The following is a 22779-nucleotide window of genomic DNA, read 5'->3' on the forward strand; positions in this document are numbered from 1 at the left end:
GCCGTGTCGACATTCCTGTACACCCTGGGCCGCTGGTCGTTCCGCCACCCTTGGCGCGTGCTGACGGGCTGGCTGCTGATCCTCGTGATCGCGGGCGGCGGCGTCGCCGTGTTCGCCAAGGGCACCGACAACACCTTCTCGATCCCGGGAACCGAGTCGCAGGCCGGTCTCGAGATGCTCGGGCGCACCTTCCCCCAGGTCAGCGGGGCGAGCGCCCAGATCATCGTCGTCTCGGCCGACGGCACGAGCGTGCGCGACCAGAACTATCAGGATGCCGTCCAGAAGGCGTCGACCGATATCGGTCGACTCGACTTCGTCGAAGCCGTCACCGACCCCTACGACGCACGCATTTCGGGCGGGATCTCCGACGACGGCCGAGCCGCGATCGTCCGAATCCAGTTCGCCGGCGAATCGACCGAGGTGCCCGCCGCCACCAAGGACGCCCTGCGGGACGCGACCACCGCCCTGGGGCAGGAGCTCCCCTCGGGGTCCCAGGCGATCCTGGGCGGCCAGCTCTTCGCCACCGAGATCCCCGGCGCCTCGCTGACCGAGGCACTCGGCGTACTGATCGCCGCACTCGTGCTCATGGTGACGTTCCGCTCGTTCCTGGTGGCCGGGATGCCGTTGGCCACCGCGATCCTCGGCGTCGCGCTGTCGATCGGCCTCATCTTCATCGCGACCGGGTTCGCCACCGTGTCGTCGACCACCCCGCTGCTGGCGGTCATGCTGGGCCTGGCGGTCGGCATCGACTACGCCCTGTTCATCGTGTCGCGACATCAGGACCAGACCCGCGCGGGGATGGACCCCGAGGAGTCGACCGCCCGCGCCGTCGGCACCGCGGGGTCGGCCGTCGTGTTCGCCGGTATCACGGTGCTCATCGCGCTCATCGGGCTGAGCTTCGCCGGCATCCCGTTCCTGACGACCATGGGCATCGCGGCCTCCGTCGCCGTGGCGATCGCGGTGTGCGTGGGTCTGACGCTCACCCCCGCGTTCCTCGGGTTCGCCGGACACCGCGTCGTGGGTTGGGGGTACAGCCGGTCGAAGGCCGCGCGCCGCCGACGCGGCATGTCGCCCCCGCAGGAAGCCGACGCCGACGCGGAGCGCGAGAGGGAGACCACCGCGGCGGCTTCGCGCGCCGGACGGACAGGCCCCGCCCAGCGCTGGGTGGGGCTGGTGACGCGGCATCCGGTCGTCACCACCGTCGCGGTGATCGGCCTGCTCGGTGTGACCGCGATCCCCGCGGCCTCGCTCGCCCTCACCCTGCCCAACGCCGGTCAACTACCCCAGGGCGACGAGGCGCGCGTGGCGTACGAGCTGACCGACGAGTACTTCGGCCCCGGCGCCAACGGCCCGCTCATCATGACCGGCACGATCGTCACCTCGAACGACCCGCTGAATCTCATGACGAGCATCGGTGACGAGATCGCGAAGATCCCGGGGGTCGCCAAGGTGGCCCTGGCCACCCCCAACGCGACGGCCGACACCGGCATCGTGCAGATCGTGCCCGAGACGGCCCCCGACGACCCGCGCACCGCCGACCTCGTGCGCGAGCTCCGCGCCGCCGAACCGCGCTTGTACGACCAGTTCGGCGTGCACCTGCTCGTCACCGGCTACACCGCCGTCACGATCGACATCTCCGACCAGCTGGGCGCCGCCCTGCTGCCTTTCGGTCTGTTCGTGGTGGGGCTGTCGCTCGTGCTGCTGATGATCGTGTTCCGCTCGGTCTGGGTGCCGCTGACGGCCGCCGGCGGCTATCTGCTGTCCGTCGCCGCGTCGTTCGGCGTCGTGGCGGCGGTGTTCGAGTGGGGCTGGTTCGCCGACGCTCTGCACGTGGCCAAGGTCGGACCGATTATCAGCTTCATGCCCATCGTCGTCATGGGCGTGCTGTTCGGGCTCGCGATGGACTACCAGGTGTTCCTCGTCTCGCGCATGCGCGAGGACTACGTGCACGCCGATCGCGAAGGCCGCACGCCGCGCGAGGTCGCCCTCGGAGCCGTCCGCAGCGGGTTCTCGGCATCCGCCCGCGTGGTCGTCGCCGCCGCCGTCATCATGTTCGCCGTCTTCGTCGCCTTCGTACCCGAGGGGGACTCGAGCCTCAAGCCGATCGCCCTGGGCCTGGCCGTGGGCGTCGCGGTCGACGCATTCCTGGTACGCATGACACTGGTGCCGGCGATCCTCGCGCTGCTGGGCGCGAAAGCGTGGTGGATGCCCCGCTGGCTCGACCGGTTGCTGCCGAAGCTCGACGTCGAAGGCGAAGCGGTCGAACGCGAGGTGCGCCTGGCCGACTGGCCGAGCGAGCCCTCGATCGCGATCGCCGCCGACGACCTGCGCACGGTCGGATCCACGGATGCCGAGGAGCCGGTCTTCTCGGACGTGTCGCTGCGACTGCCCTACGGCGAAACCCTGCTCGTGACCGGTGAGACCCGCACGACGCGAGCCCTGCTGCTCGCCCTGTCGGGACGGCTGTCGCAGATCGATGGACGCCTGCGCGTCGACGGGCTCCTCGTACCCGAGCGCGCCGGGGCCGTGCGCTCGCGCGTCGGCGTCGCCCTGCTGGACGACCCCACCGAAGCCGCGGCCGACATCGCCCGAGCCGCCTCCCGCGGCACGCGGGTCGTGCTGGTGTCGGACATCGACCGCCTCGACGACGATGCCCGGGAAGACGTGGCCCAGGTGCTTCGCCGAGCCGCAACCGCTGCGCGCGAGCGCAGCGACGACGCCTCGTCGCCCTTCACGCTCATCGTGTCGGCCCGCGACGAACGCCCGGCTCTCGCCCTGCTCGCCCAAGCGCAGCGCCCCGACGTCACGACCCTCGCCCTGCCGACCCCGCGTCGCCACCGCTCCGAACCCGAAACCTTCGCCGATCTCTCCGAGGTGTTCGCATGACTCTCCCCGTCGAGCGCTCCCGTTCGCGCCGCCCCGTCACCTGGCTCACGCTCATCGGTGTGCTGCTGCTGCCCGCCGTCATCGGCGGCATCCTCGTCGGCGCGCTGTACAAGCCCACCGACCGCCTCGAGAACATCACGGCCGCGATCGTCAACGACGACAAGGCCGTGGAACTCAACGGTCAGCTCGTCCCTCTCGGGCGACAGCTGACCGGTGGCCTCGTCAAGGGAGCCGATGACCAGCCGAGCAACATCGACTGGGTCATCTCGAACGACGAAGACGCCGCGGCCGGCCTGAAGGACGGCACGTACACCGCCGTCGTCACGATCCCCGAGAACTTCACGGCCGCCTCGCTCTCCACCCGACCGGGCGAGACGCCCGAGAAGGCCACGATCGGTGTGCAGACGGCACCCAACGCGCGCGTCGTCGACGGCGCGATCACCGGGGCGCTGGCATCCACCGCCTCCGACGTCTACGGCAGCACGCTGTCGTCGCAGTACCTGAAGAACGTCTTCCTCGGGTTCACCACCCTGAGCGACCAGCTCGGCACGGCCGCGAGCGGCGCCCACCAGCTCGCCGACGGGGCCTCTCGAGCGGCCGACGGCGCCGGGAGCCTCCGCGACGGGCTGGGGCAGCTCTCCACCGGCGCAACCGGTCTGTCCGACGGCGCCGCGAAGCTCGCCGCGGGAGCCGGTCCTCTCGCCAGCGGCGCAGACCAGCTCTCGAGCGGCGCGGAAGCACTGGCCGGGGGAACGCGCTCGGCGGCGGCAGGGGTCACGAAGCTCGCCGACGGCAACGCCGAACTGGCGAAGCAGATCGGCGCCCTCGCCGCGCAGATCCCGCCGAGCTTCGCCCAGAACGCGCAACAGCTGGCGAACGCGGCGCCGCAGATCAGCTCCGCTCTCACCGACGCCGCGGCCGCCCTCCAGAAAGCGGCCGACGACTGCACCGGCACCCCCGAGCAGTGCGCGGCTCTGCGCACGGCATCCGACAACGCCAACGCGGCCCTGCCGAAGGCGAAACAGGCGGTGACGCAGATCGGCGACCTCTCGGCGGGGGCCTCCAAACTCCCCGCCGGTTTCAGCGCCCTCGCCGAGGCGAACCAGAAGCTCGCCGACGGCGGCTACGACGCCGCGAAGGGCATCACCACCATCGCCGGCGGCACGGACGGCATCGCCGGCGGAGCCACGAAGCTCGCCGACGGCGCCCGCCAGTTCGGCACGGGAGCCTCGGCCCTGGCCTCGGGCGCCGGGCAGGTGGCATCCGGAGCCTCCGACGCACAGACCGGAGCCGCCCAGCTCGCGGACGGCGTCAACCAGGTCGCGACGGGCACGACGTCGCTCGCCGACGGTCTGGACGCCGCGGTGTCGAAGCTGCCCACCTACACCGACGCCCAGGCCACGAACCTCGCCGACGTCGTCGCCGACCCCGTCTCGGCGACGGGAAGCAGCAACTCGCTGTTCGGTGTCGCGGCGGTGCCGCTGCTGGCGATGGCCGTGCTGTGGTTCGGCGCTCTCGCCTCGTTCGTGGTGTTCCAGGCGGTCTCGGCCCGCGCCCTCACCAGCCGTCGCCCCTCGGCGCTCGTCGCGCTGCGCGGCTTCACCCCCGCCGCGATCGTCGGAGCCGTGCAGGGACTGCTGGTCGCGGGCGTGGTGCAGGTCGCCTCGGACTACGACTGGGGCGACTGGGCCCGGTTCGCGATGATCTGCATCGTCGCCGGCGTGACCTTCGCGGCCGTCAACCAGGCGCTGGTCGCGCTGTTCGGTGGCGCGGGGCGCTGGGTCGCGGCGATCGTCGGAGCGCTGGCTCTGGCGACCAGCATCGTCTCGACGGTGCCGCCGGTGCTCGCGGCCTTCGCCACGCTGTTGCCGACCTCCCCCGCCTACAACGCGATGCTCGGCGCCCTCTCGGCCGTCGGCGGCGTGGGAGCGGGAGCCGCGGGTCTGGTGGTCTGGGCGGTGCTGGCGCTGGTGGTGACGACGCTGGTGGTGGTGCGTCGCCGCACGGTGTCGGCGCGGACCGCGGTCGCGACCGCGGGCTGACCGGCCCGGGTCGCGCCCCCGCTCCCGCTCCCGCTCCCGCCTGTTGAGTGTCCAAAACACCCGGACGAATTTCGAAACCGTCCGGGTGTTTTGGACACTCAACAGGCGGGCATGAGCGTCGACGGCCGCGCGTGGCGACTCCTCCCCGGCACCCGCGTTCTTGGAACCGTCCACAATCGGGCCCGTGAGGCACGCGGGCCCACGCCGCCACGCGCTGAAGTGGGTGCGTGCGACGCCGACCACTCCCCGTAGAACTCGGGACGTCCTTCACCGTGCGCGAGGCTAAACGGCTCGGGGTTCCGCCCGATCGGCTGACGGCGATGGACCTCAGCGCACCGTTCCATGGGACGCGCACCTCGATGGATCTCGCCACCACCGTCGACCGATGCCGCGCTTACGAGCCCAGGCTCACCGGGGCGCAGTTCTTCAGCCATCAAACCGCGGCGCTGCTGTGGGGCGTGCCGCTGCCCGGCCCCGCGCCGGAACACCTGCACGTATCGGCGATCGCGCCCGGGCGGGAGCCCCGCACGCGAGGCATCATCGGGCACCGACTCGAAATGTCGCCCGACCTCCTGACGCTGCGCCACGGCCTTCCCGTCGGGAACCCCGCCGAGACGTGGGCGCAACTCGCCCCTTCCCTCGGGGAGGACCACCTCGTCGCCGCGGGCGATGCGCTCCTGACGGCCGGTCTCGCTGATCACGCAGACCTGGTCGAGGCCGCCGAGCGCCCGCGCCGCCGGGGTGCGAAGGCGCTGGCAGCGGCAGTACCGTTCCTTCGTGCGGGAGCCGAGTCACCTCGCGAATCAGCCGTCCGTCTTGTGATCGTGCGCGCGGGCCTGCCGGAGCCCGAGCTGAACTGGGTGCTCCGCGACGCAGCGGGGGGCTTCGTCGCCCGCCTCGACATGGCCTACCCCGCCTACCGTGTCGCGGTGGAGTATGACGGGCGTCAGCATGCCGACCTGACGCAGTTCCGACGGGATGCCGACCGGTGGCCGGCCATCGCCGGACAGGGCTGGATCCTCATCCGCGTGCTCGACCACCACCTTCGCGAACCCTACGCCCGTGTCGTCGACCCGACGCGACGAGCTCTGATGTCGCGGGGCTGGTCGGGCGCCGTCGCGCCCTCATGATCACCCGCCGCCCACATGGTGCGTGCAGCCGCCCAAACGCACGTTGAGTGTCCAGAACACCCGGACGGATTCGAAAATCGTCCTTGTGTTTTGGACACTCAACAGGGGGACGGGCACGGCGGGCGCGCCCGCGCGGCGCGCGCGCCCGCGTCAGGTCGTCAGGCCGCTGTAGGCGTGCAGGCCCTTGAAGAAGACGTTGACGATCGTGAAGTTGAACAGCACCGCGGTGAAACCGATGATCGACAGCCAGGCCGAGCGGGTGCCGCGCCACCCGCGGGTGGCGCGGGCGTGGATGTATCCGGCGTACAGCACCCAGATGACGAAGGTCCAGACTTCCTTCGTGTCGAAGCCCCAGAACCGGCCCCACGCGTCATTGGCCCAGATGGAGCCGGCGATCAGGGTGAAGGTCCAGAAGATGAACCCGACGATCGCGAAACGGTAGGCGAGCGACTCGAGCGCATCGGCGTTCGGAACCGTACGCAGGAAGCTGCGCTTCGTCTCGGCATCGGCGGGGGCTTCCGCGAGCTTGCGCTCACGCCGCGTCTGGATGAGCTGGACGACCGACAAGCCGAACGCCAGAGCGAACAACGCCGTCGCCAAGCTCGCGACGAACACGTGCACGACGAGCCAGACCGACTTGAGCGGGTCGGCCAGAGGCACGACCTCGACGTGGAAGGCGAGGGTCGCCCCGCCCAGCAGCAGCACCGCGAGGCCGGTCATGAGCGACCCCAGGAATCGCAGGTCGTACCGGGTCAGCACAGTGAGGTACACCGCGATGATCAGCAGCAGACCGGTCAGGGCGAACTCGTACATGTTCGACCACGGCACGCGTCCGGCGGCGACACCGCGCAACACCGTCGCGACGAGGTGGAACACGAAGCCGAGCGCCGTGAGCACGGTTCCGAGGCGAGCCCAGAGGTACCGGGGCTGGCCGGAGGAGGTCCCGGATGCCGTTGACCCGGAGCCGGAGGAGATCACTCCCCCGCCGCCCGCGGTGACGAGCTCGCGCGCGACCACCTCGTCTTTCGCCTTCAGCGCGAGGTCGGAGCGACGCGCGAGGTCGATGGCGTAGGCGAAGAACGCCAGCACGTAGATGGCGACCGCCGTCCACACCAGGAGGAGGGAGATCTCGTCGAGGAGAAGCGGGTCGGTTCCGGGCATGGTGTCAGTCTACTTTTCCGGTGTCGGGGTGGCTCTGGGTGGGAAGGGTCGCACCGTGCTTGTCGGCGAGCTGGTCGACGGCGGCCGCGAGGGTCGGGTCTTCACCGCGGGCGAGGCCGGCGTACTCGATCTCGACGACGCCGTCGCGCGGGGTCGCCTTGACCCACATGCGTCGGCGCGGCACGAAGAGTGCGGCGAGCAGACCGAACAGGGCCAGCAGCGCGAAGCCCAGCACCCAGGGGCCGGCGAGATCGCGGTGGATCGACAGCGAGGCGAAGCGTTTCACCGACTGCTCGTAGCCCACGGCTCCCGCCGGAGCCTCGTTCTCGAAGGTGATCGTGCCGAGGCCGTTGGGAAGGTCCTCGGTCTGGCCCGGCATGAGCTGGATCGCCGGGTTACCGCTGTCGCCGCCGGCGATCTGGGTCATGCCGGAGGGGTCGAGCGTATACACCGACCGGGGCGTGCCGTCGTCGATGCCGAGGTCACCCTCGTACACGCGCAACGTGAGCGTCGGGTACTCTAGCGCACCGTACGTCGAGGTCAGGGCCCCCGAATCCAGCACGTCCATCGTCGGGTAGAAGAAGCCGAGCAGACCGAGCTGCTGCGGGAGCCCGTCGGCCACCTTGATCACGCCGAGCGAGGTCATGTTGGCATCCTGGGGCAGGAAGGCGACCGAGTCGTGGAACACCTCTTCGCCCTGGGCGTTGTGGATGGTGACGGTCGGGGCATAGCCGTTGCCGAGGAGGTACACGCGATCGCCCTGCACGTCGAGGGGGTGGTTGACCCGCACTTCGCCGTCTTGTGCGTCGCCGCCGGGAGCCTGGGTCGTCACGTGCGCGACGAAGTTGCCGGCCTGCCCCGAACCGGGCTGCCCGGGCGGAACGTAGGTGACGTCGAACTTGTCGAGGGTCATCGAGTACGGCGTGAGGGTGTCGCCGCCGACGAAGCGACCGGGATTGAAGGAGGAGTAGTCGAGCAGGCTGTTGCTGAACGCCTGCCCTTCCACGAGCACGCGCTGGCCGGTGTAGGTGAAGCCGCCGCCGACGCCCACGGCGATCAGCACGCCCACGAGTGCGCCGTGGAACAGCAGATTTCCGGTCTCGCGCAGGTAACCGCGCTCCGCCGACACCGAGAAACTGCCCCGCGAGTCGTAGCGGGCCACGCGGTAACCGCTCTTGCGGAGCTGGGTCGCGGCGCTGTCCACGGCGGCCGCGGCCGCGGCATCCGCGTCGCCCTCCACCTCGAGCGTGCGGGTGCGGTGGTCGTCCAGCCGCGAGAGGCGAGCGGGGGTGCGGGGAGGCTGCGAGCGCAGGGCCTTCCAGTGGTGCTTGGTGCGCGGCAGCACGCACCCGATGAGCGAGATGAACAGCAGCAGGTAGATGGCCGAGAACCACGGTGAGCTGTACACGTCGAACAGGCTCAGTTTGTCGAGCACCGGCGCGAGGTCGGAGTTGTCGGTGAAGTACTGCGTGACGCCGTTGGGGTCGGCGGTGCGCTGCGGCACGAGGGAGCCCGGAACGGCCGCGATCGCGAGCAGCAGCAGCAGCACGAGGGCGGTGCGCATCGACGTCAGCTGACGCCACCCCCAGCGCAGCCACCCGACGACCCCGAGGCGCGGCTGGGTGACCTCGTCGGCCGTCGAGTCGGCGTGGTCGGAGGGGCGCAGCGGGTCGGTCACGGTGTTACCTCGGTCGGAACGATCAGAGCGGGAGCTGGACATTGCCGATCACCCCCTGCAGGGTCGACATCCACTGGCCCCAGAACCCGGTCACCATGAGCAGGCCGAGCACGATCAGCAGTGCTCCGCCGATGAGGTTCACCACGCGGATGTGCGTGCGCACGAACGCCACCGACTTGGTCGCCCACCCGAATCCGAGGGCGAGGAGCACGAAAGGGATGCCGAGACCCAGCGAATACGCCAGCCCCAGGAGCGCGGCTCGGCCGGGGTCTCCCAGGTTGTACGACACCGACAGGATCGCCGTGAGCGTCGGGCCGATGCAGGGCGTCCAGCCGATGCCGAGGGCGATGCCCAGCAGCGGGGCACCGATGAGGCCGAGGTTGCCACGGGACTGCATCCGTACCGAGCGCTGCGCGAGGCCGAAGAGACCGATGAAGACCAGTCCCATGATGATGATGACGACGCCCATGACGCGGGTGATGAGGTCGGCGTACTCGATGAAGAAGCGGCCGAGCGCTCCGCCGAGGACGTTGATCGCCATGAACACCAGGGTGAACCCGGCGATGAACAGGAGGGTCCCGCCGAGCAGGCGGCCTTTTCCGGAGGCGGATGCCGAACCCCCGCGCGGTGCGACGGCACCGCCGATATAGCCGAGGTAGCCCGGCACGAGCGGCAGGACGCAGGGCGAGAGGAACGAGATGAGGCCGGCGGCGAGGGCGATGGGAACGGCGATCCACAGCGCCCCGTCGAAGACGAGGGCGCCCGGGTTCACGCGTTCTCCGCGACCAGCGTGCGCACGATCGACTCGAGGATCGAGGCCTCGGGCAGCTCGCCGACGATGCGGGCGGCGACACGACCCTGCTTGTCGAGCACGAGGGTCGTGGGAGTGGCGTTCAGCGGCGTCGCACCGGTGAACGCGAGCTTGAGCTGGGCGTCGCCGACGGCCATGGCGCTGGAGTACGACACCCCGTGGTCGCGCGCGAACGACAGGGCGGTGGCCGGCTGGTCGTAGGTGTTGATGCCGAGGAAAGCCACGTCCTGCCCCTGGAAGCTCTGGTAGGCCTGCTCGAGGCGCGGGGCCTCGATGATGCACGGACCGCACGTGGCGTACCAGAAGTTGACGACGAGCACCTTGCCGGCGAAGTCGGCGCTCGAGACGGCGGAGCCGTTGTCGAGGGTGCCGGCGAACTCCACGGGCTCCGTGCGGTTCTCCGGAGCAATCTCATCGGTCTGGAAGCCGTTGGCCGCGATGTAGCCCTTGTTGTCGCCCTCGCGGTACTGCGCGGCGAGCGGGTCTTCCGAGCACGCGGACAGACCCACGACGAGGGCGGCCGCAGCGGCGATCGACGCCGCGGCGGTGAGGATTCTGCGCATCAGACGGCTCCTACGTCGACGGCTCCGGCGGTGCTCGCCGGCTCGGCGTACGCCACCTCGACCCAGCGCGGCGAGCCGTCAGCGCCGTCTCGCCGCTCGAAGCTCGTCACGCTCGACAGCGCGCAGCGGCGCTTGCGGGGGTCGTGGCGGGTGGGTTGGTGGGACAGGGCGAGGTGCGTCACCCAGATGGGGAGTTGGTGCGACACGACGACGACGTCGCCCGAGGGAACGCGGTTCCACGCGTCGGTCATCGCGTCTGTCATGCGAGCCACGATGCGCTCGTACGGCTCGCCCCAGCTGGGAACGGCCGGGCGGCTCAGGTGCCGCCAGTTGAGCGGATTCGCCAGGGCCTGTTTCATGCGCCGGCCCTCGAAGACATTGGTCGGCTCGATGACCCGGTCGTCGATGTAGGGCTCGATGCCGAACAGCTCCTCGAAGGGCTCGGCCGACTCCCGCGTGCGCTGGAGCGGCGAGACCACGAGAGCGTCGACCGGGCGTTCGAGGCCCCTTACGTACTCGGCCGCCTGGCGCGCCATCCGGCGTCCGTCGACGCTCAGACCGAATCCGGGAAGCCGACCGTAGAGCACGCGACGGGGGTTGTGGACCTCTCCGTGGCGCACGAGATGAAGGCGGTCGGCGGGCACGTCGCCAGTCTACGGGCGGGTTCTGTGGTCTGACTGAGTCCGGATGCCGGTTGCTTCGACGTGGAGATACCCCGTGGTCAGCCCCTCAGGCGTCGCGTCGGGCGGATGCGGCCTCGTCGCGGTCGCCCGCGCGCTGCGAGGCGAGCAGCGAGCGCACGCGCGAGAAGACGAACCACGCGACGCCGATCGCGACGGCGGCGATGACCACGTACTGAAGGATCGAGGCGTACTCCTCGACGATGTGCCAGTTCTCGCCCAGCAGGAAACCCGAGAGCACGAAGATCGTGTTCCAGATGAGGCTGCCCGCACCGGTGAGCAGGCCGAAGCGCCACAGCGGCATCTTCGCCACCCCGGCGGGGATCGAGATGAGGCTGCGGAAGATCGGAATCATCCGCCCGAAGAACACCGCCTTGCCCCCGTGCCGCTCGAACCACGCGATCGTGCGGTCGACGTCTTCGGGGTGCAGGAGCGGCATCTTCGCGGCGAACGCGCGCAGTCGCGCCGCGCCGAGCCAGCGACCCAGGCCGTAGAGCATGAACGCGCCGACGACCGAGCCGACCGTCGTCCACAGCAGCGCCTCGAACAGCGTGAAGGAGCCGCGGCTGGCGGTGAGCCCCGCCATCGGCAGCACGACCTCGCTGGGCAGCGGGGGGAAGAGGTTCTCGAGGGCGATGGCGACACCGGCGCCGACGGGGCCGATGATCTCCATGAGCGAGACGGTCCAGTCCGCGAGCGACGTCAGCCAGGACTGTTCGCCCCCGGAGCCGGAAGTCGACCGCATCGGGGCGAGAGAGAGGGTGGTGTCGGTCATCGGGTGCCTTCGCGCTCGGTGATCGGCCGCCCGGTGCGGACGCCCGCTCCCAGGGTAGGTCGCGTGTGCCCGCCCTACCTGGGGGTTGCCCCCGAGCGGATCAGGATGCCGAGACCCCGGCGCCCACGAGGGCTGCGGCGACGAACCAGACCGCGACGACGGCGACGACGGTGACCAGCGGCACCCAGAACGCGAGGCGACGACGAACGAGTCGCACGATCGCGACGATCACGCCGATCACGAGGACGACCCAGGGCGAGATGACCGCCGTCCAGAAGCCGATGTTCATCAGCCCGGTGTTGCAGGTCGTCGAGCCGCAGGCGTCGGACGCGAACGCCAGGAGCACCCCGGCGTACGAGGCGGCGAGCGCCAGAAGCGGCAGCAGCACGAGCAGCACGATTGTGAGGGCGACGTCCCACCCGCGTGAGGTGCGCGCCGCCGGTTCCGGCCGAAGCGTACGGAACGACTCGGGCGGCATCGAGAAGGTCACGCCCCCATCGTAGGTTTGCGCCGGGTCGGGTGAGGACCACGCACGTAGACTGGTCGATCGTGAGCGAACGCGTCCTGGTCAACCAGCTGAAATCCCTCCCCGCCGGCCCCGTCGAGGTGTCGGGATGGGTCGAAACCGTGCGCGACCAGAAGAAGGTGCAGTTCGTCGTCCTGCGCGACGAGACCGGCGCCGTGCAGTTGGTCAACCCGGCGACGCGTCCCTCCGAAGAGACGGAGCAGGATGCCGCCGCCCTCGCCTTGACCGAGACGATCGGGGCCCTCGCGACCGGCACGTTCCTGACCGTGCGTGGCGAGCTCAAGCACGACGAGCGCGTCAAGCTCGGCGGCGTCGAGATCAAGGTCGGCGAGCTCGAGATCGCGGCCGCCGCGAACCCCGAGACCCCGATCGCCGCCGACAGCAGCCCCGACAAGCGCATGGACTGGCGCTTCATCGACCTGCGTCAGCGCCGCAACAACCTCATCTTCCGCGTGCAGACGACCCTCGAGCACGCCATGCGCACGTACTGGGTGGAGCGCGACTACATCGAGGTGCACTCCCCCAAGCTCATGGCATCCCCCTCGGAGTCCAACGCCGAGCTGTTCGAGGTGCCCTACTTCGAGGACAAGACGGCCTACCTCGCGCAGAGCCCGCAGTTCTTCAAGCAGATGGCCCAGGTCGCCGGCTTCGGCAAGATCTTCGAGATCGCGCCCGCCTTCCGCGCCGACCCCTCGTTCACCAGCCGTCACGCGACCGAGTTCACCTCCATCGACGCCGAGATCAGCTGGATCGACTCCCACGAGGACGTCGCCCGGATGCAGGAGGAGCTCCTGCACACGGCGTTCCAGGCCGTGGCCGACAAGCACGGCGACGAGATCCGCGAGCTGTTCGGCGTCGAGGTCGAGGTGCCCGCCGTGCCGTTCCCGCGCATCCCGCTGGCAGAGGCCCGCGAGATCGTCGCCGCCCGCGGCTACGACATCCCCCGCACCGACGGCGACCTCGACCCCGAGGGCGAGCGGCAGATCGCCGCGCACGTGCGCGAGACCTTCGGCCACCCGTTCGTGTTCATCACCGACTACCACCCCGAGATCCGCGCCTTCTACCACATGCGCGACGAAGAGACCGGTCTCACCAAGTCGTACGACCTGCTGTTCAACGGCGTCGAGATCACGACCGGCGCCCAGCGCGAGCACCGCGTCGACGTGCTGATCGAGCAGGCGAAAGAGAAGGGTCTCGACCCCGAGCACCTAGACTTCTACCTCGACTTCTTCCGCTTCGGCGCCCCGCCGCACGGTGGCTTCGGCATGGGCCTCGCGCGCATCCTGATGCTGATGCTCGGCGAGTCGTCGATCCGCGAGGTCACGTTCCTCTTCCGCGGACCCACCCGCCTCGCTCCGTAAAGGTTCGAGTGGACGACGCCCGGGGTTCACCCCCCGGGCGTTCGTGCGTCATGCGCTCTCTTTAGCGTGAGCAAATGGTCGCCGTCACCCCCGTGGATCCGACACCCGTCGGGGAGTCGCCGGGCTCGGGGTGGTCCATCTCGCTCCGGGGCGTGCACCGCGAACGCGCCGGAGTACCGGTCCTCCGCGGCATCGATCTCGATGTCGCCCCCGGCACGATCGTCGCCGTCGTCGGGCCGTCGGGCTGCGGTGCCTCGACCCTGCTGCGCGTCGTGAGCGGCACGCAACGACCGGATGCCGGCACGGTGACGGTCGAGGGACGCTCGGGGGCTGCAGCGCGGCGCATCCCGGAGGTTCGCGACCGCACGCCCGTCGCGCGGTTCGGACGCGTCCGCGCGGCGGTCGTCGCAGCGGCTCGGCACGCCGGCGATGACGACCCCGAGAAAGAGACCGATCGGCTCCTCGACCTCCTGGGCCTCGGCTCCGCCGACAAGAGCGTGCACCGCCTCTCGCTCGGTGATCGGCAACGCTGGGCGCTGGCGCGCACGCTGGCCGGGCGGCCCCGGGCCCTCCTCCTCGACGATGCGCTCGCGGCGCTGCACACGACCGCGCGCGCCGAGATGCGGGACCGGCTGGTCCGCGAGCTCCGCGACCGAGGTGTCACGACCCTCTGGGCGACGCGAGACACCGCCGAGGCCGCGGCCGTCGCTGACCACCTCGTCGTCATGGACCGGGGTCGCATCGCGGCCGCGGGCGGTCCCGACGAGGTCTATGCGCGCATCGCGGATGCCGCGGTAGCCGAGGTCCTCGGACCGGTGAGCGCGGTCCCGGGGATCGTCGAAGGTCTGACCGTCGAGGTGTGGGGCCAGGAGCTCCCGCTCGCGGAGTCCGCGCACGACGGTCACTGTGAGGTCGTCGTGCGCCCCGAGAACGTCCTGCTGGTCGGAGCGGATTCGCCCGGGGTCGATGGAGTGGTCGAGGACTCGACCTTCCTCGGCAGCGTCCGCCGTTCGACGGTTCTCACCAGCGATGGAAGCCGCGTCGTCGTCGAGCACGCTCCGGGACGACGACTCGAGGACCGGGACGCGGTACGCCTCGCGCTCGCGATCGTGCCGGCGACCGTTCGCCCGATCGGCTGACCGAGAAGGGGGCTCCGGTGCGCTACCGGAGCCCCCTCCCCTCAGCGGCGTCCCTGGCGACGGCGTCGGGTGAACACGATCAGGACCGCGCCACCGACGGCCGCGAACGCCCCCGCGACGATCAGCCCGGGAACGGCCGAGACATCCGCACCGGTCTTCGCCAACGCTCCCGACGTCGATGCCGCGACACCGCCGGGGGCGCGCACGTCGTCCTTGCCGATCGGGCCGGGCGTCAATTGCTCGGGGGACGAGCCGTCCGAGGGTCGAGGCTGCGGTGCCGGCTGGCTCCCGGATCCCGGATCCGACGAGTTCTGCGGAGCGTCGGCCGCGACGACGCCGACGCGCACGAGCGCGCCGAGGCCGCGACGGTCATCCACTTGGAGCGCCACAGCGGTCTGCGCCTGTCCGTCGACCGCCTGCGCGTTCAGCGTGACGACCGCCGTCCGCCCCGCCACGGCGAAGCGGGTCCCCGCCGGCACCGCCCCCGCAGGAATCGTCTGCCCGGCGACCGTACCGCCACCGGTGGTCAGCGTCGTACCGGTCGACGTGACCTGCAGGCGCAGGTCCCGCAGCGACACCTCCATCGCCGTCCCGGGGTACAGGACGAGGTCGTCCACCCCCACCGAAGCCGCCCCGGCGGAGCTGGCTGTCTCGATCCCCCGCACGCTGATCTGGCCGGCGAAACCGTCGGTGACCGTCTGCGCATCGGCGTCGGCTGAAGCGGCGTGCGCGGCCTTCGTCTCCCCGGGTGCGGACACGAAAGCAGGTGCGATGGCCGAGGGGCCCACGGCGTCGACGGCGAAGGCGTAACGCGGAGGGAGCGGTGGCGCGCTGGTCGTCGACGGCTCGGGGGTGGGCGTCGGCGCGGCCGCCGCGGGAGACCACCGCACGACGCCGAGGCTGACCGCGGGGTAGGCGCCCGTGAGGTCCTCGTAGCGCAACGCGGTGATCAGTACGCTGCCGTCGCCTCTGCGTGACGCGCTCGTTCAGGTGCACGCGCACGCGCGGCGAGCCCGTGGCATCCAGGCCCGTGTAGAGGTCGGTTCCCGTGTTGATCCAGATCCCGTTGACGAAGACGGCGGATCCGGTGTCGGCGAAGCTCACGCGCGACGAGCCGTCGCCGTCCACCGAAAGACGCAGGCCGTAGACGCGCAGGGCCGACCACATGTACTCGCCGACGGAGGATGTATCCGGCACCTGGCGGAACGATCCCACCGACACCGCGCTCGACCCGTCGGCCGCGTGAGCGACGGAGACGTCTGCAGCGGACGACGCCGGGGCCGATCCGCTCACCGCCTGCGCGGCGACCGAGCCTTCGGCCTCCAGGCGGGGAGCGCCCGGGATCAGCGCGGCCCCGTTCGGTGCTGTGACGGTGACGCCCGAGACGAGGGCGGGCGACGCAGAAGCCGCGGGAGCACACGCCACCACGCCGAGACGCACGCGCCAGATCTCCGACCACCCCGCTTCGGCCTCGATCCGCAGGGCCGTCACCTGGGCTCGACCGCGGTCGATGGTGCGTTCTGCGACGACCAGCCGCGTCGCCCCCCACGTGGCGGACGTCGGCAACGCGACCGTGTATCCCGCCGACAGCTTCGACGGATTCAAGACGTCCTTGCCGTCGACCGTCAGCGTGTCGAAGGTCACCGACGTGCTCCCGTCGGTCCCGCAGCTGGCACGCAGACCGGTGAAGGCGACAGGGACGCGGTCGCGCAGCTGGAACAGGCCGCTGTCGATTCTCGTCTGCGCTCCGTCAGAGGCCGCTCGGGCGGTCAACCCGGTCGCGCGGGTGGTGTTGAGCTTCAGCACGTCTCCGGCCTCCGAGAGGGAGTTGTCGACGGTCGCCCCGCTGGTCCATTCGCTGAGGGGCGCGGGCTGCTGGAGCGCACCGCCGTCGGCATCGAGGATCTGGATGCCGGAGGCCGAGGTCGAGGGGATCGACACCGCTCCGTTCGCGGGGACGGCGCCCGCGACGGCGGCTGCCGTGATGAGGGCACCGACGATGGCGGCGAGAAACCGGGTACGGGGTCGCGGGGTCACTGGTCTGCTCCGAATCGATCGAGGAAGTCGGCGCCGTTCGGAATGCCGACACCGGTGACCGGGTCCCACCCGGCCGCGGTCTGCAGGGACTGGGGCCGGGTGTCCCACAGGTAGAGGGTCTCGAGCCACAGCTGACCGGTGCTCTCGTCGCGGCGGTACCACGTGCCGGCTGACGCGGGAACGACGTCGCGAATCGCGCTCGACCCGGCCAGGGCGTACAGGAAGGGCGCGGCAAGACCGACCTCCACCCCGGTGCGCGCCTTGGCGATCGCGACCATGCTCGCGACCATCGGCGTTGCCAGGCTCGTGCCGCCGTGGGCCTCGTACGACAGTGCCCCGTCACGCGGCACCGCGACGGTGAAGCCCGTGTTGGGATCGGCGAGCGAGGCGACGTCGGGGACGAGTCGCCCCGATCCCGCGTGCGCGATGCGCTCGCTCTGCCAACTGGGGCGCGGGTAGAAGGCCGACTCCCCGCCTCCGGCGCCGTAGAGGAAGCCCGGCGGGATGATGCCACCGTTCTGGGCGAAGCGGGTCTGCACCTCCCACCCGGATTCGACGGCGATGCGATTGTCGGCGTCGAGGCCGATGCTGGCCCCGCCCACCGCGGTGACGTACGGGCTGGAGGCCGGCGTCGCCACGTCGGTCTCGTCGTGGTGGTCGCCGGCGAGGGAGTAGTCGCCGTCGTTGCCGCTCGAGGCGAAGACCGACACACCGCGGGACGCGGCTTCGACCAGCACGCGGTTCAGCAGGGTGCGGTCGGCATCGGTGTCGAGCTCTTCGGGCCCGCCGAACGAGAGCGAGATCACACTCGGGGTGACGGGGGCTTCGACGGCGTCGAGGACGCGCAGATAGAGCGTCGCGGCGAGGCAGTCGTCGGCCCCCCAGTAGACGATGTCGGCGTCAGGGGCCATCGCGCGCACCGCCTGCACGTCGAGATGCTGCTCGACGGTCCACGCCGAGGGACCTCCGCAGCGGGTGACGTCCGGGTTCGCGGAAGCGTGGTGGGTGTACTGCCCCTCCCGGAGAGCGGGCAGACCCTCCCGCGCGAAGTACGCGTCGGTGTTCGCGGCGACCGTGTCATCGTCGAAGACTCCGACGATCGCCACGGTCGCTCCCGCGCCGCGCGCATCCGCCGGGAGCTGGTGGATCGCGCGCAGTTGCGTGGGCCCGTACCCGCACAGCGCGTTCGAGCGATGCTCGACCTGGACCGACGACGGCCACGACGACGAGAGCGTCTGCCCCCAGTACGCGGCGCAATCGTCGCTGCGCACGGGCGCGGCGTCGGTGCTGGGGCTCATCGCGTCGGTATCGACGAGACCGGCGACGGACTCGATGGCACCGGCCTCGCGAGGAACGGACAGATCGCGGGTGGGAGCGAACGCCGCGCGACCGTCCACGGTCGTCTCACCGAAGGAGGTGTCGAAGGCCGAGGCGAACGCCGACGCCGGCCCGGTCACCGAGAGCGCGCGGATGCTCTCACGGTCTCGGACGATCTCGATTCCGGCCGTTTCGAGCCACGAGCGCGCCGCACTCGCCTCCGCGGCCGTCGCCGAGTCGGTGAGCAGCACGGTCGCCGTCAAGCGCGCGTCGAGCGACGCCTCGGGGGCGGCGGAGGCCCATCCCGGAGCGGTCGACACGAGGATTCGTCGACCGTCGGGGGAACCGGTGGATGCCGACGGCGGGGCGCTGCAGGCGGTGGATGCGACCGCTGCTGAGAGCAGCAGAACGGCCAGGGAAGTCGTCGGTCGACGACGGAGGCGTGGGGGCATGGACAGCTTTCTCGATCAGTGGCTCGGGTGAACCGATCGAGAGCTTATCGATATTGAGAACCGTTATCACAAACGGGCAAAAGAAAGCCCCCGTCGGGGCCGAGCCCGCTCAGAACGGGTAGTCGACCGAAGACCGCTCCGCCACGACGGAGCGCACGAAGGCCGCGACCTCCTGGTGGGCGGGATGCACCTGGTAGCGCTCGAGCGCGTCGACGTCGGCGAACTCGCTGACCAGAGCGACGTCCCAGTTCGACTGCGGGTTGACGACGTTGCGCCCCACCTCGATGTGCTGGATCTCGTCGATGACCCCGTCGAGGGCCGACAAGCGCTCAGCGATCTGCTCCGCGTGCAGCGCACGCGTGTCGGCGTCGTCCGCCGAGAGCTTCCAGAGGACGATGTGACGGATGCTCACGCGGAGGCTCCTTGGGTGTCTGCCGCGAGGAGGGCGGCGCGGAGACGGTCGGCCGAGACGCGCCAGTGCGCGTGAAGCTCCCCGTCGATGAGGACGACGGGGATTTTCTCCCACCACTTGTCGTAGAGGGCGGCATCGTCGGCGATCGAGGCCTGCTCGATCGTGACGCGGTCGGCGGCTCGCTCGGGGAGCTCACCCACGACCGTCTCGACGATCTGCTCCGCCACATCGCAGAGGTGGCAGTCGGGCTTTCCGATCAGCGTGAGAGTCGTCACCCTGACCATCCTAGAAGGCGGGGGAAGGGCGAGAGCCGGTGCGCGACGCGCGTGTCCGCTCGCTGGTCAGGACTCGACGTCGTAGCCCGAGGCGATCCACTCGCCCGTGCCACCCTCGACGTTGGTCGCATCGTGTCCGCGCGCCGTGAGGGCTTCGACGACCCGCGCCGAGCGACCGCCGGCCTGGCAGATCACGTCGAACGGCTCTCCGGGGAGTTCCTCGAGGTGCTCGCCGATGGTCGACATCGGAAGATTCACGGCGCCGGGAACGTGACCCGCGGCGAACTCGTGCTCCTCGCGCACGTCGATCAGGGGGCGTTCACGCCCCGCGTGCAGGTCGTGGACCGAGATGGACTGCATGCTTACCTCCGGAGAGACGAACGGCACCGGATACACGAAGCGCCCGTCGCGAATCGGACAGGCGCTCGGTGTGGTGGCCGCTTTACTTCTTGTTGCGGCGCTGGTGACGAGTCTTGCGAAGCAGCTTGCGGTGCTTCTTCTTCGCCATGCGCTTACGGCGCTTCTTGATGACAGAACCCACGGAAAACCTCACTAAGTCGGGGTCTGGGTGCCGATTTCGGCCCCCGGGAACAGCAGGCGTTGAAAAAAAGCCTCGGATCAGTCTAGCCGACGTCGGACACCGGTCGTTGCACGGCATCGGCGACGGCCGATTCGGGCACCCGGTAGCTGCGTCCGAACCGCACCGCCGGGAGCTCGCCCGCGTGGACGAGACGGTAGACCGTCATCTTCGAGACGCGCATGAGTTCCGCGACCTCGGCGACCGTCAAGAACCGCACGTCCGGCAACTCGGCCATCGTTCACCCCTCGTTCCGGGTGAACTCACCCTCCTGATGCTGAGCACACTCTAGGGTCTGGCTGGGACGGCTGTAAACCTATGGGCCCACTGTGACGAATGTGATGAGCGGATGCCGGGATTCCGCGGCATCCGCGGGCTCATCGCCCCGGCAGCTTGCGGAACGCGGTCGAGAAGGAGTGCTTCACCGACGCGGCGGCGCGGCCCACGACCTCGGCGGCGTGCATCGCCGAATCGGGAAGGGCCGGTTCGTGGTCGTCATCGATGGAGAAGAACGGGACGAGCCAGTCGTCGACCTCGTCGAGAGGGGCGACCGCGAGGCTGTAGTAGCGGTGCTGTCCCTCTTCGCGCACGGAGACGAGCTCCGCCTCGCGCAGCACCTTCAGGTGCTTGGAGACGGTCGGCTGACTCACACCGAGAGCGGCGACGATCTGCGAGACGCTCGTCCCCCGTTCACCACCGGTTGCCCGGTCGAGGAGCAGCTGAAGGATGTCGCGACGCGTTCCGTCAGCGATCACGTCGAAGATGTCCGCCATGGCATCAGATTAGCGGCGCCCCGGCCCGAGTACCATGATTCGGGTTCGGGCACCGAAGGGAGCGGCGCATGGCGGCGACGCCGAACGAGGCTCGACTGGCCGTGCGACTGCGTCGCATCGCCTTCGAGGCATGGGACCGATTACGCAATCTCACGACCGCGTCCCCCGCGCGTTTCGCGGTGCTGGTGTTCGTGACGCTCATCGCCCTGTTCACGGCGCTCTTCTCTCTGCCCGCCGCCTCGGCGACCGGTGTGCGCCTCCCCTTCGCCGACGCGCTCTTCACCGCCGTCTCGACGATCTGCGTCACCGGATTGTCGACGCTGAACATGTACTCCGACTTCTCCCCCCTCGGACGCGTCATCACCTACATCGGCGTCAACGTCGGCGCCCTCGGTGTGCTGACCCTCGCCTCGATCCTCGGGCTGGTGATCTCCAAGCGCCTGGGGCTTCGCGCGAAGCTGATCGCCGCCGGCGACAGCAACCCCCTGCGTGTGCACGGCGGTCCGGTGAACGAGGGGCAGACCGTGCGTCTCGGCGAGGTCGGCCAGCTGCTGCGCACCGTGGCGCTGTCCACGCTCGTGATCGAGGCGGGACTCACCGTCCTCATCTACCCCTCGCTCGTCGTCGGCGGGATCAGCCCGCTCGTGGCGCTCTGGGAGGCGCCGTACTACGCGGCGATGGCGTTCACGAACACGGGCTTTGTGCCCAACGCCGACGGCCTCACACCCTTCGCTCAGGACTACTTCCTGCTCACGGTGCTCATGGCCGGGGTCTTCCTCGGCTCGATCGGCTTTCCGGTGATCTTCACGCTGTGGCGGCACTACTGGCGCTTCCGCCTGTGGTCCCTGCACGCGAAGCTCACCATCATCACCACCGTCGTGTTGTTCTTCGCCGGAGCCGGGGTCATTCTGCTGCTGGAATACGACAACCCCCTCACATTCGGAAGCATGGATGCGTGGGACACCACCTTCCAGGCGTTCTTCCTCTCGGCCATGACACGCTCCGGCGGGTTCAGCGTCATCAACATCGGCGACCTCAACGGGGCCACCCTGATCGTGGGATCGATGCTCATGTTCGTCGGCGGCGGATCCGCTTCCACCGCGGGCGGCATCAAGGTCACGACCCTGGCCGTGCTGGCGCTGGCGGTGTTCTCCGAGGCCAAGGGCCGCCCCTCGGTGCAGGCCTTCGGTCGCCGCATCCCGAGCGACGTGCAGCGGGTCGCCCTCTCCGTCGTCGCGTGGGGCGCGACCATCGTCGCGATCTCGACGGTCACCATCAGCCGCATCACCGACGCCCCCATCGAGCACGTGCTGTTCGATGTCGTCTCGGCTTTCGCCACCGTCGGCCTGTCGACGGGCCTCACCGCCGAGCTCCCCGAAGCCGCGAAGTACGTGATGGCGGCCACGATGTTCATGGGGCGCATTGGTACAGTGACACTCGCTGCGGCAGTGGCTGCGTCGTCCCGGTCGCAGCTGTACGCGCTCCCCGTGGAAAGGCCCATCGTTGGTTGAACGCATCCGCAGTGACGCGCCCGTCCTGGTGATCGGACTCGGCCGCTTCGGCGCCGCCTGCGCCGGCGAGCTCGACCGACTCGACCGCGAGGTCCTGGCCGTCGATGGCAACCTCGAGCTCGTGCAGAAGTGGTCCGAGCGCGTCACGCACGCCGTCCAGGCCGACGCGCGCAACATCGACGCCCTGCGGCAGATCGGCGCCCAGGACTTCCAGGTCGCTGTGGTCGCCGTCGGCTCGCTGATCGAGGCGTCGGTGCTCATCACCGCCAACCTCGTCGACCTCAAGGTGCCGCAGATCTGGGCCAAGGCCGTCTCGCAGTCGCACGGCAAGATCCTCGCCCGCGTCGGCGCCAACCACGTCATCTACCCCGAGGCCGAGGCCGGCGAGCGCGTGGCCCACCTGGTCAGTGGACGGATGCTCGACTTCATCCGTTTCGACGACGATTTCGTGCTCGCCAAGATGTATCCGCCCAAGCTCGTGCGCGGCGTGGGCCTCAACGAGTCCGGCGTGCGGTCGAAGTACAACGTCACCGTGGTGGGGGTGAAGAGCCCCGGCCGGCCGTTCCGCTACGCCGAGGCCAACACGGTCGTCACCAACCACGACCTCATCATCGTGTCGGGGACCAACTCCGACATCGAGCGGTTCGCCTCGCTCGATCGCTGAGCCGCGGCG

The 22779-nt window shown here is 70.1% G+C and carries 22 protein-coding genes; 7 read left to right on the forward strand and 15 right to left on the reverse strand.

What is annotated here, in order from left to right:
- The first annotated feature begins 3 nt into the window (after positions 1–3).
- From QE416_RS02110 to QE416_RS02120, 3 genes are all read left to right on the forward strand, one after another.
- Positions 4–2886 carry an MMPL family transporter gene (locus QE416_RS02110; RefSeq protein ID WP_307313077.1) on the forward strand — a complete coding sequence of 961 codons (2883 nt, stop codon included), beginning with the start codon at positions 4–6 and terminating at the stop codon, positions 2884–2886.
- Positions 2883–4928, forward strand: a complete 2046-nt coding sequence (locus QE416_RS02115) for a YhgE/Pip domain-containing protein (RefSeq protein ID WP_307313079.1) — start codon at positions 2883–2885, stop codon at positions 4926–4928. Before QE416_RS02110 ends, QE416_RS02115 begins: the two co-directional genes overlap by 4 nt.
- A gap of 320 nt (positions 4929–5248) precedes the next feature.
- The gene (locus tag QE416_RS02120) at positions 5249–6058 is read left to right on the forward strand and encodes an endonuclease domain-containing protein (protein ID WP_307313081.1); all 810 of its coding nucleotides are present in this window, start codon (positions 5249–5251) and stop codon (positions 6056–6058) included.
- Between the two features lie 150 nt (positions 6059–6208).
- Here the strand turns inward: QE416_RS02120 and ccsB are convergent, their stop codons facing one another.
- From ccsB to QE416_RS02155, 7 genes are all read right to left on the reverse strand, one after another.
- A complete protein-coding gene (gene ccsB, locus QE416_RS02125) occupies positions 6209–7219 on the reverse strand; it encodes a c-type cytochrome biogenesis protein CcsB (protein ID WP_307313082.1) in 1011 nt (336 codons plus the stop codon).
- A 4-nt stretch (positions 7220–7223) separates the two neighbouring features.
- On the reverse strand, positions 7224–8939 hold the full coding sequence (locus QE416_RS02130; protein ID WP_307313085.1) for a cytochrome c biogenesis protein ResB: 1716 nt from the start codon (positions 8937–8939) through the stop codon (positions 7224–7226).
- On the reverse strand, positions 8920–9669 hold the full coding sequence (locus tag QE416_RS02135; protein WP_267788042.1) for a cytochrome c biogenesis CcdA family protein: 750 nt from the start codon (positions 9667–9669) through the stop codon (positions 8920–8922). The genes QE416_RS02130 and QE416_RS02135 overlap by 20 nt, the downstream gene beginning before the upstream one ends.
- On the reverse strand, positions 9666–10271 hold the full coding sequence (locus QE416_RS02140) for a TlpA disulfide reductase family protein (protein ID WP_210073120.1): 606 nt from the start codon (positions 10269–10271) through the stop codon (positions 9666–9668). The genes QE416_RS02135 and QE416_RS02140 overlap by 4 nt, the downstream gene beginning before the upstream one ends.
- Complete coding sequence (locus QE416_RS02145; RefSeq protein WP_210073118.1) at positions 10271–10915, reverse strand: histidine phosphatase family protein; 645 nt, start codon at positions 10913–10915, stop codon at positions 10271–10273. Before QE416_RS02145 ends, QE416_RS02140 begins: the two co-directional genes overlap by 1 nt.
- 85 nt (positions 10916–11000) lie before the next feature.
- On the reverse strand, positions 11001–11726 hold the full coding sequence (locus QE416_RS02150; RefSeq protein ID WP_307313092.1) for a DedA family protein: 726 nt from the start codon (positions 11724–11726) through the stop codon (positions 11001–11003).
- 100 nt (positions 11727–11826) lie between these two features.
- Positions 11827–12216, reverse strand: a complete 390-nt coding sequence (locus QE416_RS02155) for a DUF6264 family protein (RefSeq protein ID WP_324289908.1) — start codon at positions 12214–12216, stop codon at positions 11827–11829.
- A gap of 59 nt (positions 12217–12275) precedes the next feature.
- Here QE416_RS02155 and aspS point away from each other — a divergent pair, with 59 nt between their 5' ends.
- Together aspS and QE416_RS02165 are read left to right on the forward strand one after the other, a co-directional pair.
- On the forward strand, positions 12276–13613 hold the full coding sequence (gene aspS, locus QE416_RS02160) for an aspartate--tRNA(Asn) ligase (RefSeq protein WP_210073114.1): 1338 nt from the start codon (positions 12276–12278) through the stop codon (positions 13611–13613).
- 74 nt (positions 13614–13687) lie between these two features.
- The gene (locus tag QE416_RS02165; protein ID WP_307313097.1) at positions 13688–14752 is read left to right on the forward strand and encodes an ATP-binding cassette domain-containing protein; all 1065 of its coding nucleotides are present in this window, start codon (positions 13688–13690) and stop codon (positions 14750–14752) included.
- 41 nt (positions 14753–14793) lie between these two features.
- Here the strand turns inward: QE416_RS02165 and QE416_RS02170 are convergent, their stop codons facing one another.
- The 8 genes from QE416_RS02170 to QE416_RS02205 all read right to left on the reverse strand — a co-directional run bounded on the left by QE416_RS02170 (position 14794) and on the right by QE416_RS02205 (position 20595).
- The gene (locus QE416_RS02170; RefSeq protein WP_307313099.1) at positions 14794–15693 is read right to left on the reverse strand and encodes a hypothetical protein; all 900 of its coding nucleotides are present in this window, start codon (positions 15691–15693) and stop codon (positions 14794–14796) included.
- Between the two features lie 1092 nt (positions 15694–16785).
- Positions 16786–18558, reverse strand: a complete 1773-nt coding sequence (locus QE416_RS02175; protein ID WP_307313101.1) for a S8 family serine peptidase — start codon at positions 18556–18558, stop codon at positions 16786–16788.
- 109 nt (positions 18559–18667) lie between these two features.
- Positions 18668–18970 carry a Dabb family protein gene (locus QE416_RS02180; RefSeq protein WP_210073105.1) on the reverse strand — a complete coding sequence of 101 codons (303 nt, stop codon included), beginning with the start codon at positions 18968–18970 and terminating at the stop codon, positions 18668–18670.
- The gene (locus tag QE416_RS02185) at positions 18967–19245 is read right to left on the reverse strand and encodes a glutaredoxin family protein (protein ID WP_210073103.1); all 279 of its coding nucleotides are present in this window, start codon (positions 19243–19245) and stop codon (positions 18967–18969) included. Before QE416_RS02185 ends, QE416_RS02180 begins: the two co-directional genes overlap by 4 nt.
- Before the next feature lie 66 nt (positions 19246–19311).
- Positions 19312–19605: a rhodanese-like domain-containing protein gene (locus tag QE416_RS02190; RefSeq protein WP_210073101.1), complete on the reverse strand. Its 294-nt coding sequence runs from the start codon at positions 19603–19605 to the stop codon at positions 19312–19314.
- 82 nt (positions 19606–19687) lie between these two features.
- Complete coding sequence (locus QE416_RS02195) at positions 19688–19786, reverse strand: 30S ribosomal protein bS22 (protein WP_003792170.1); 99 nt, start codon at positions 19784–19786, stop codon at positions 19688–19690.
- Positions 19787–19868: 82 nt separating this feature from the next.
- Positions 19869–20060, reverse strand: coding sequence for a helix-turn-helix domain-containing protein (locus tag QE416_RS02200; protein WP_103205849.1), 192 nt, complete (start codon positions 20058–20060; stop codon positions 19869–19871).
- Positions 20061–20199: 139 nt separating this feature from the next.
- A complete protein-coding gene (locus QE416_RS02205) occupies positions 20200–20595 on the reverse strand; it encodes a helix-turn-helix transcriptional regulator (RefSeq protein ID WP_307313106.1) in 396 nt (131 codons plus the stop codon).
- A gap of 68 nt (positions 20596–20663) precedes the next feature.
- Here QE416_RS02205 and QE416_RS02210 point away from each other — a divergent pair, with 68 nt between their 5' ends.
- Both QE416_RS02210 and QE416_RS02215 read left to right on the forward strand, forming a co-directional pair.
- Complete coding sequence (locus QE416_RS02210; RefSeq protein WP_210073097.1) at positions 20664–22106, forward strand: TrkH family potassium uptake protein; 1443 nt, start codon at positions 20664–20666, stop codon at positions 22104–22106.
- Entirely contained in the window at positions 22099–22770 is a 672-nt protein-coding gene (locus QE416_RS02215) for a TrkA family potassium uptake protein (protein WP_056224009.1), read from the forward strand. Before QE416_RS02210 ends, QE416_RS02215 begins: the two co-directional genes overlap by 8 nt.
- Positions 22771–22779: the final 9 nt, after the last annotated feature.

Origin of the sequence: Microbacterium sp. SORGH_AS_0421 (assembly GCF_030818635.1) — a bacterium.
Taxonomy (GTDB): Bacteria; Actinomycetota; Actinomycetes; order Actinomycetales; family Microbacteriaceae; genus Microbacterium.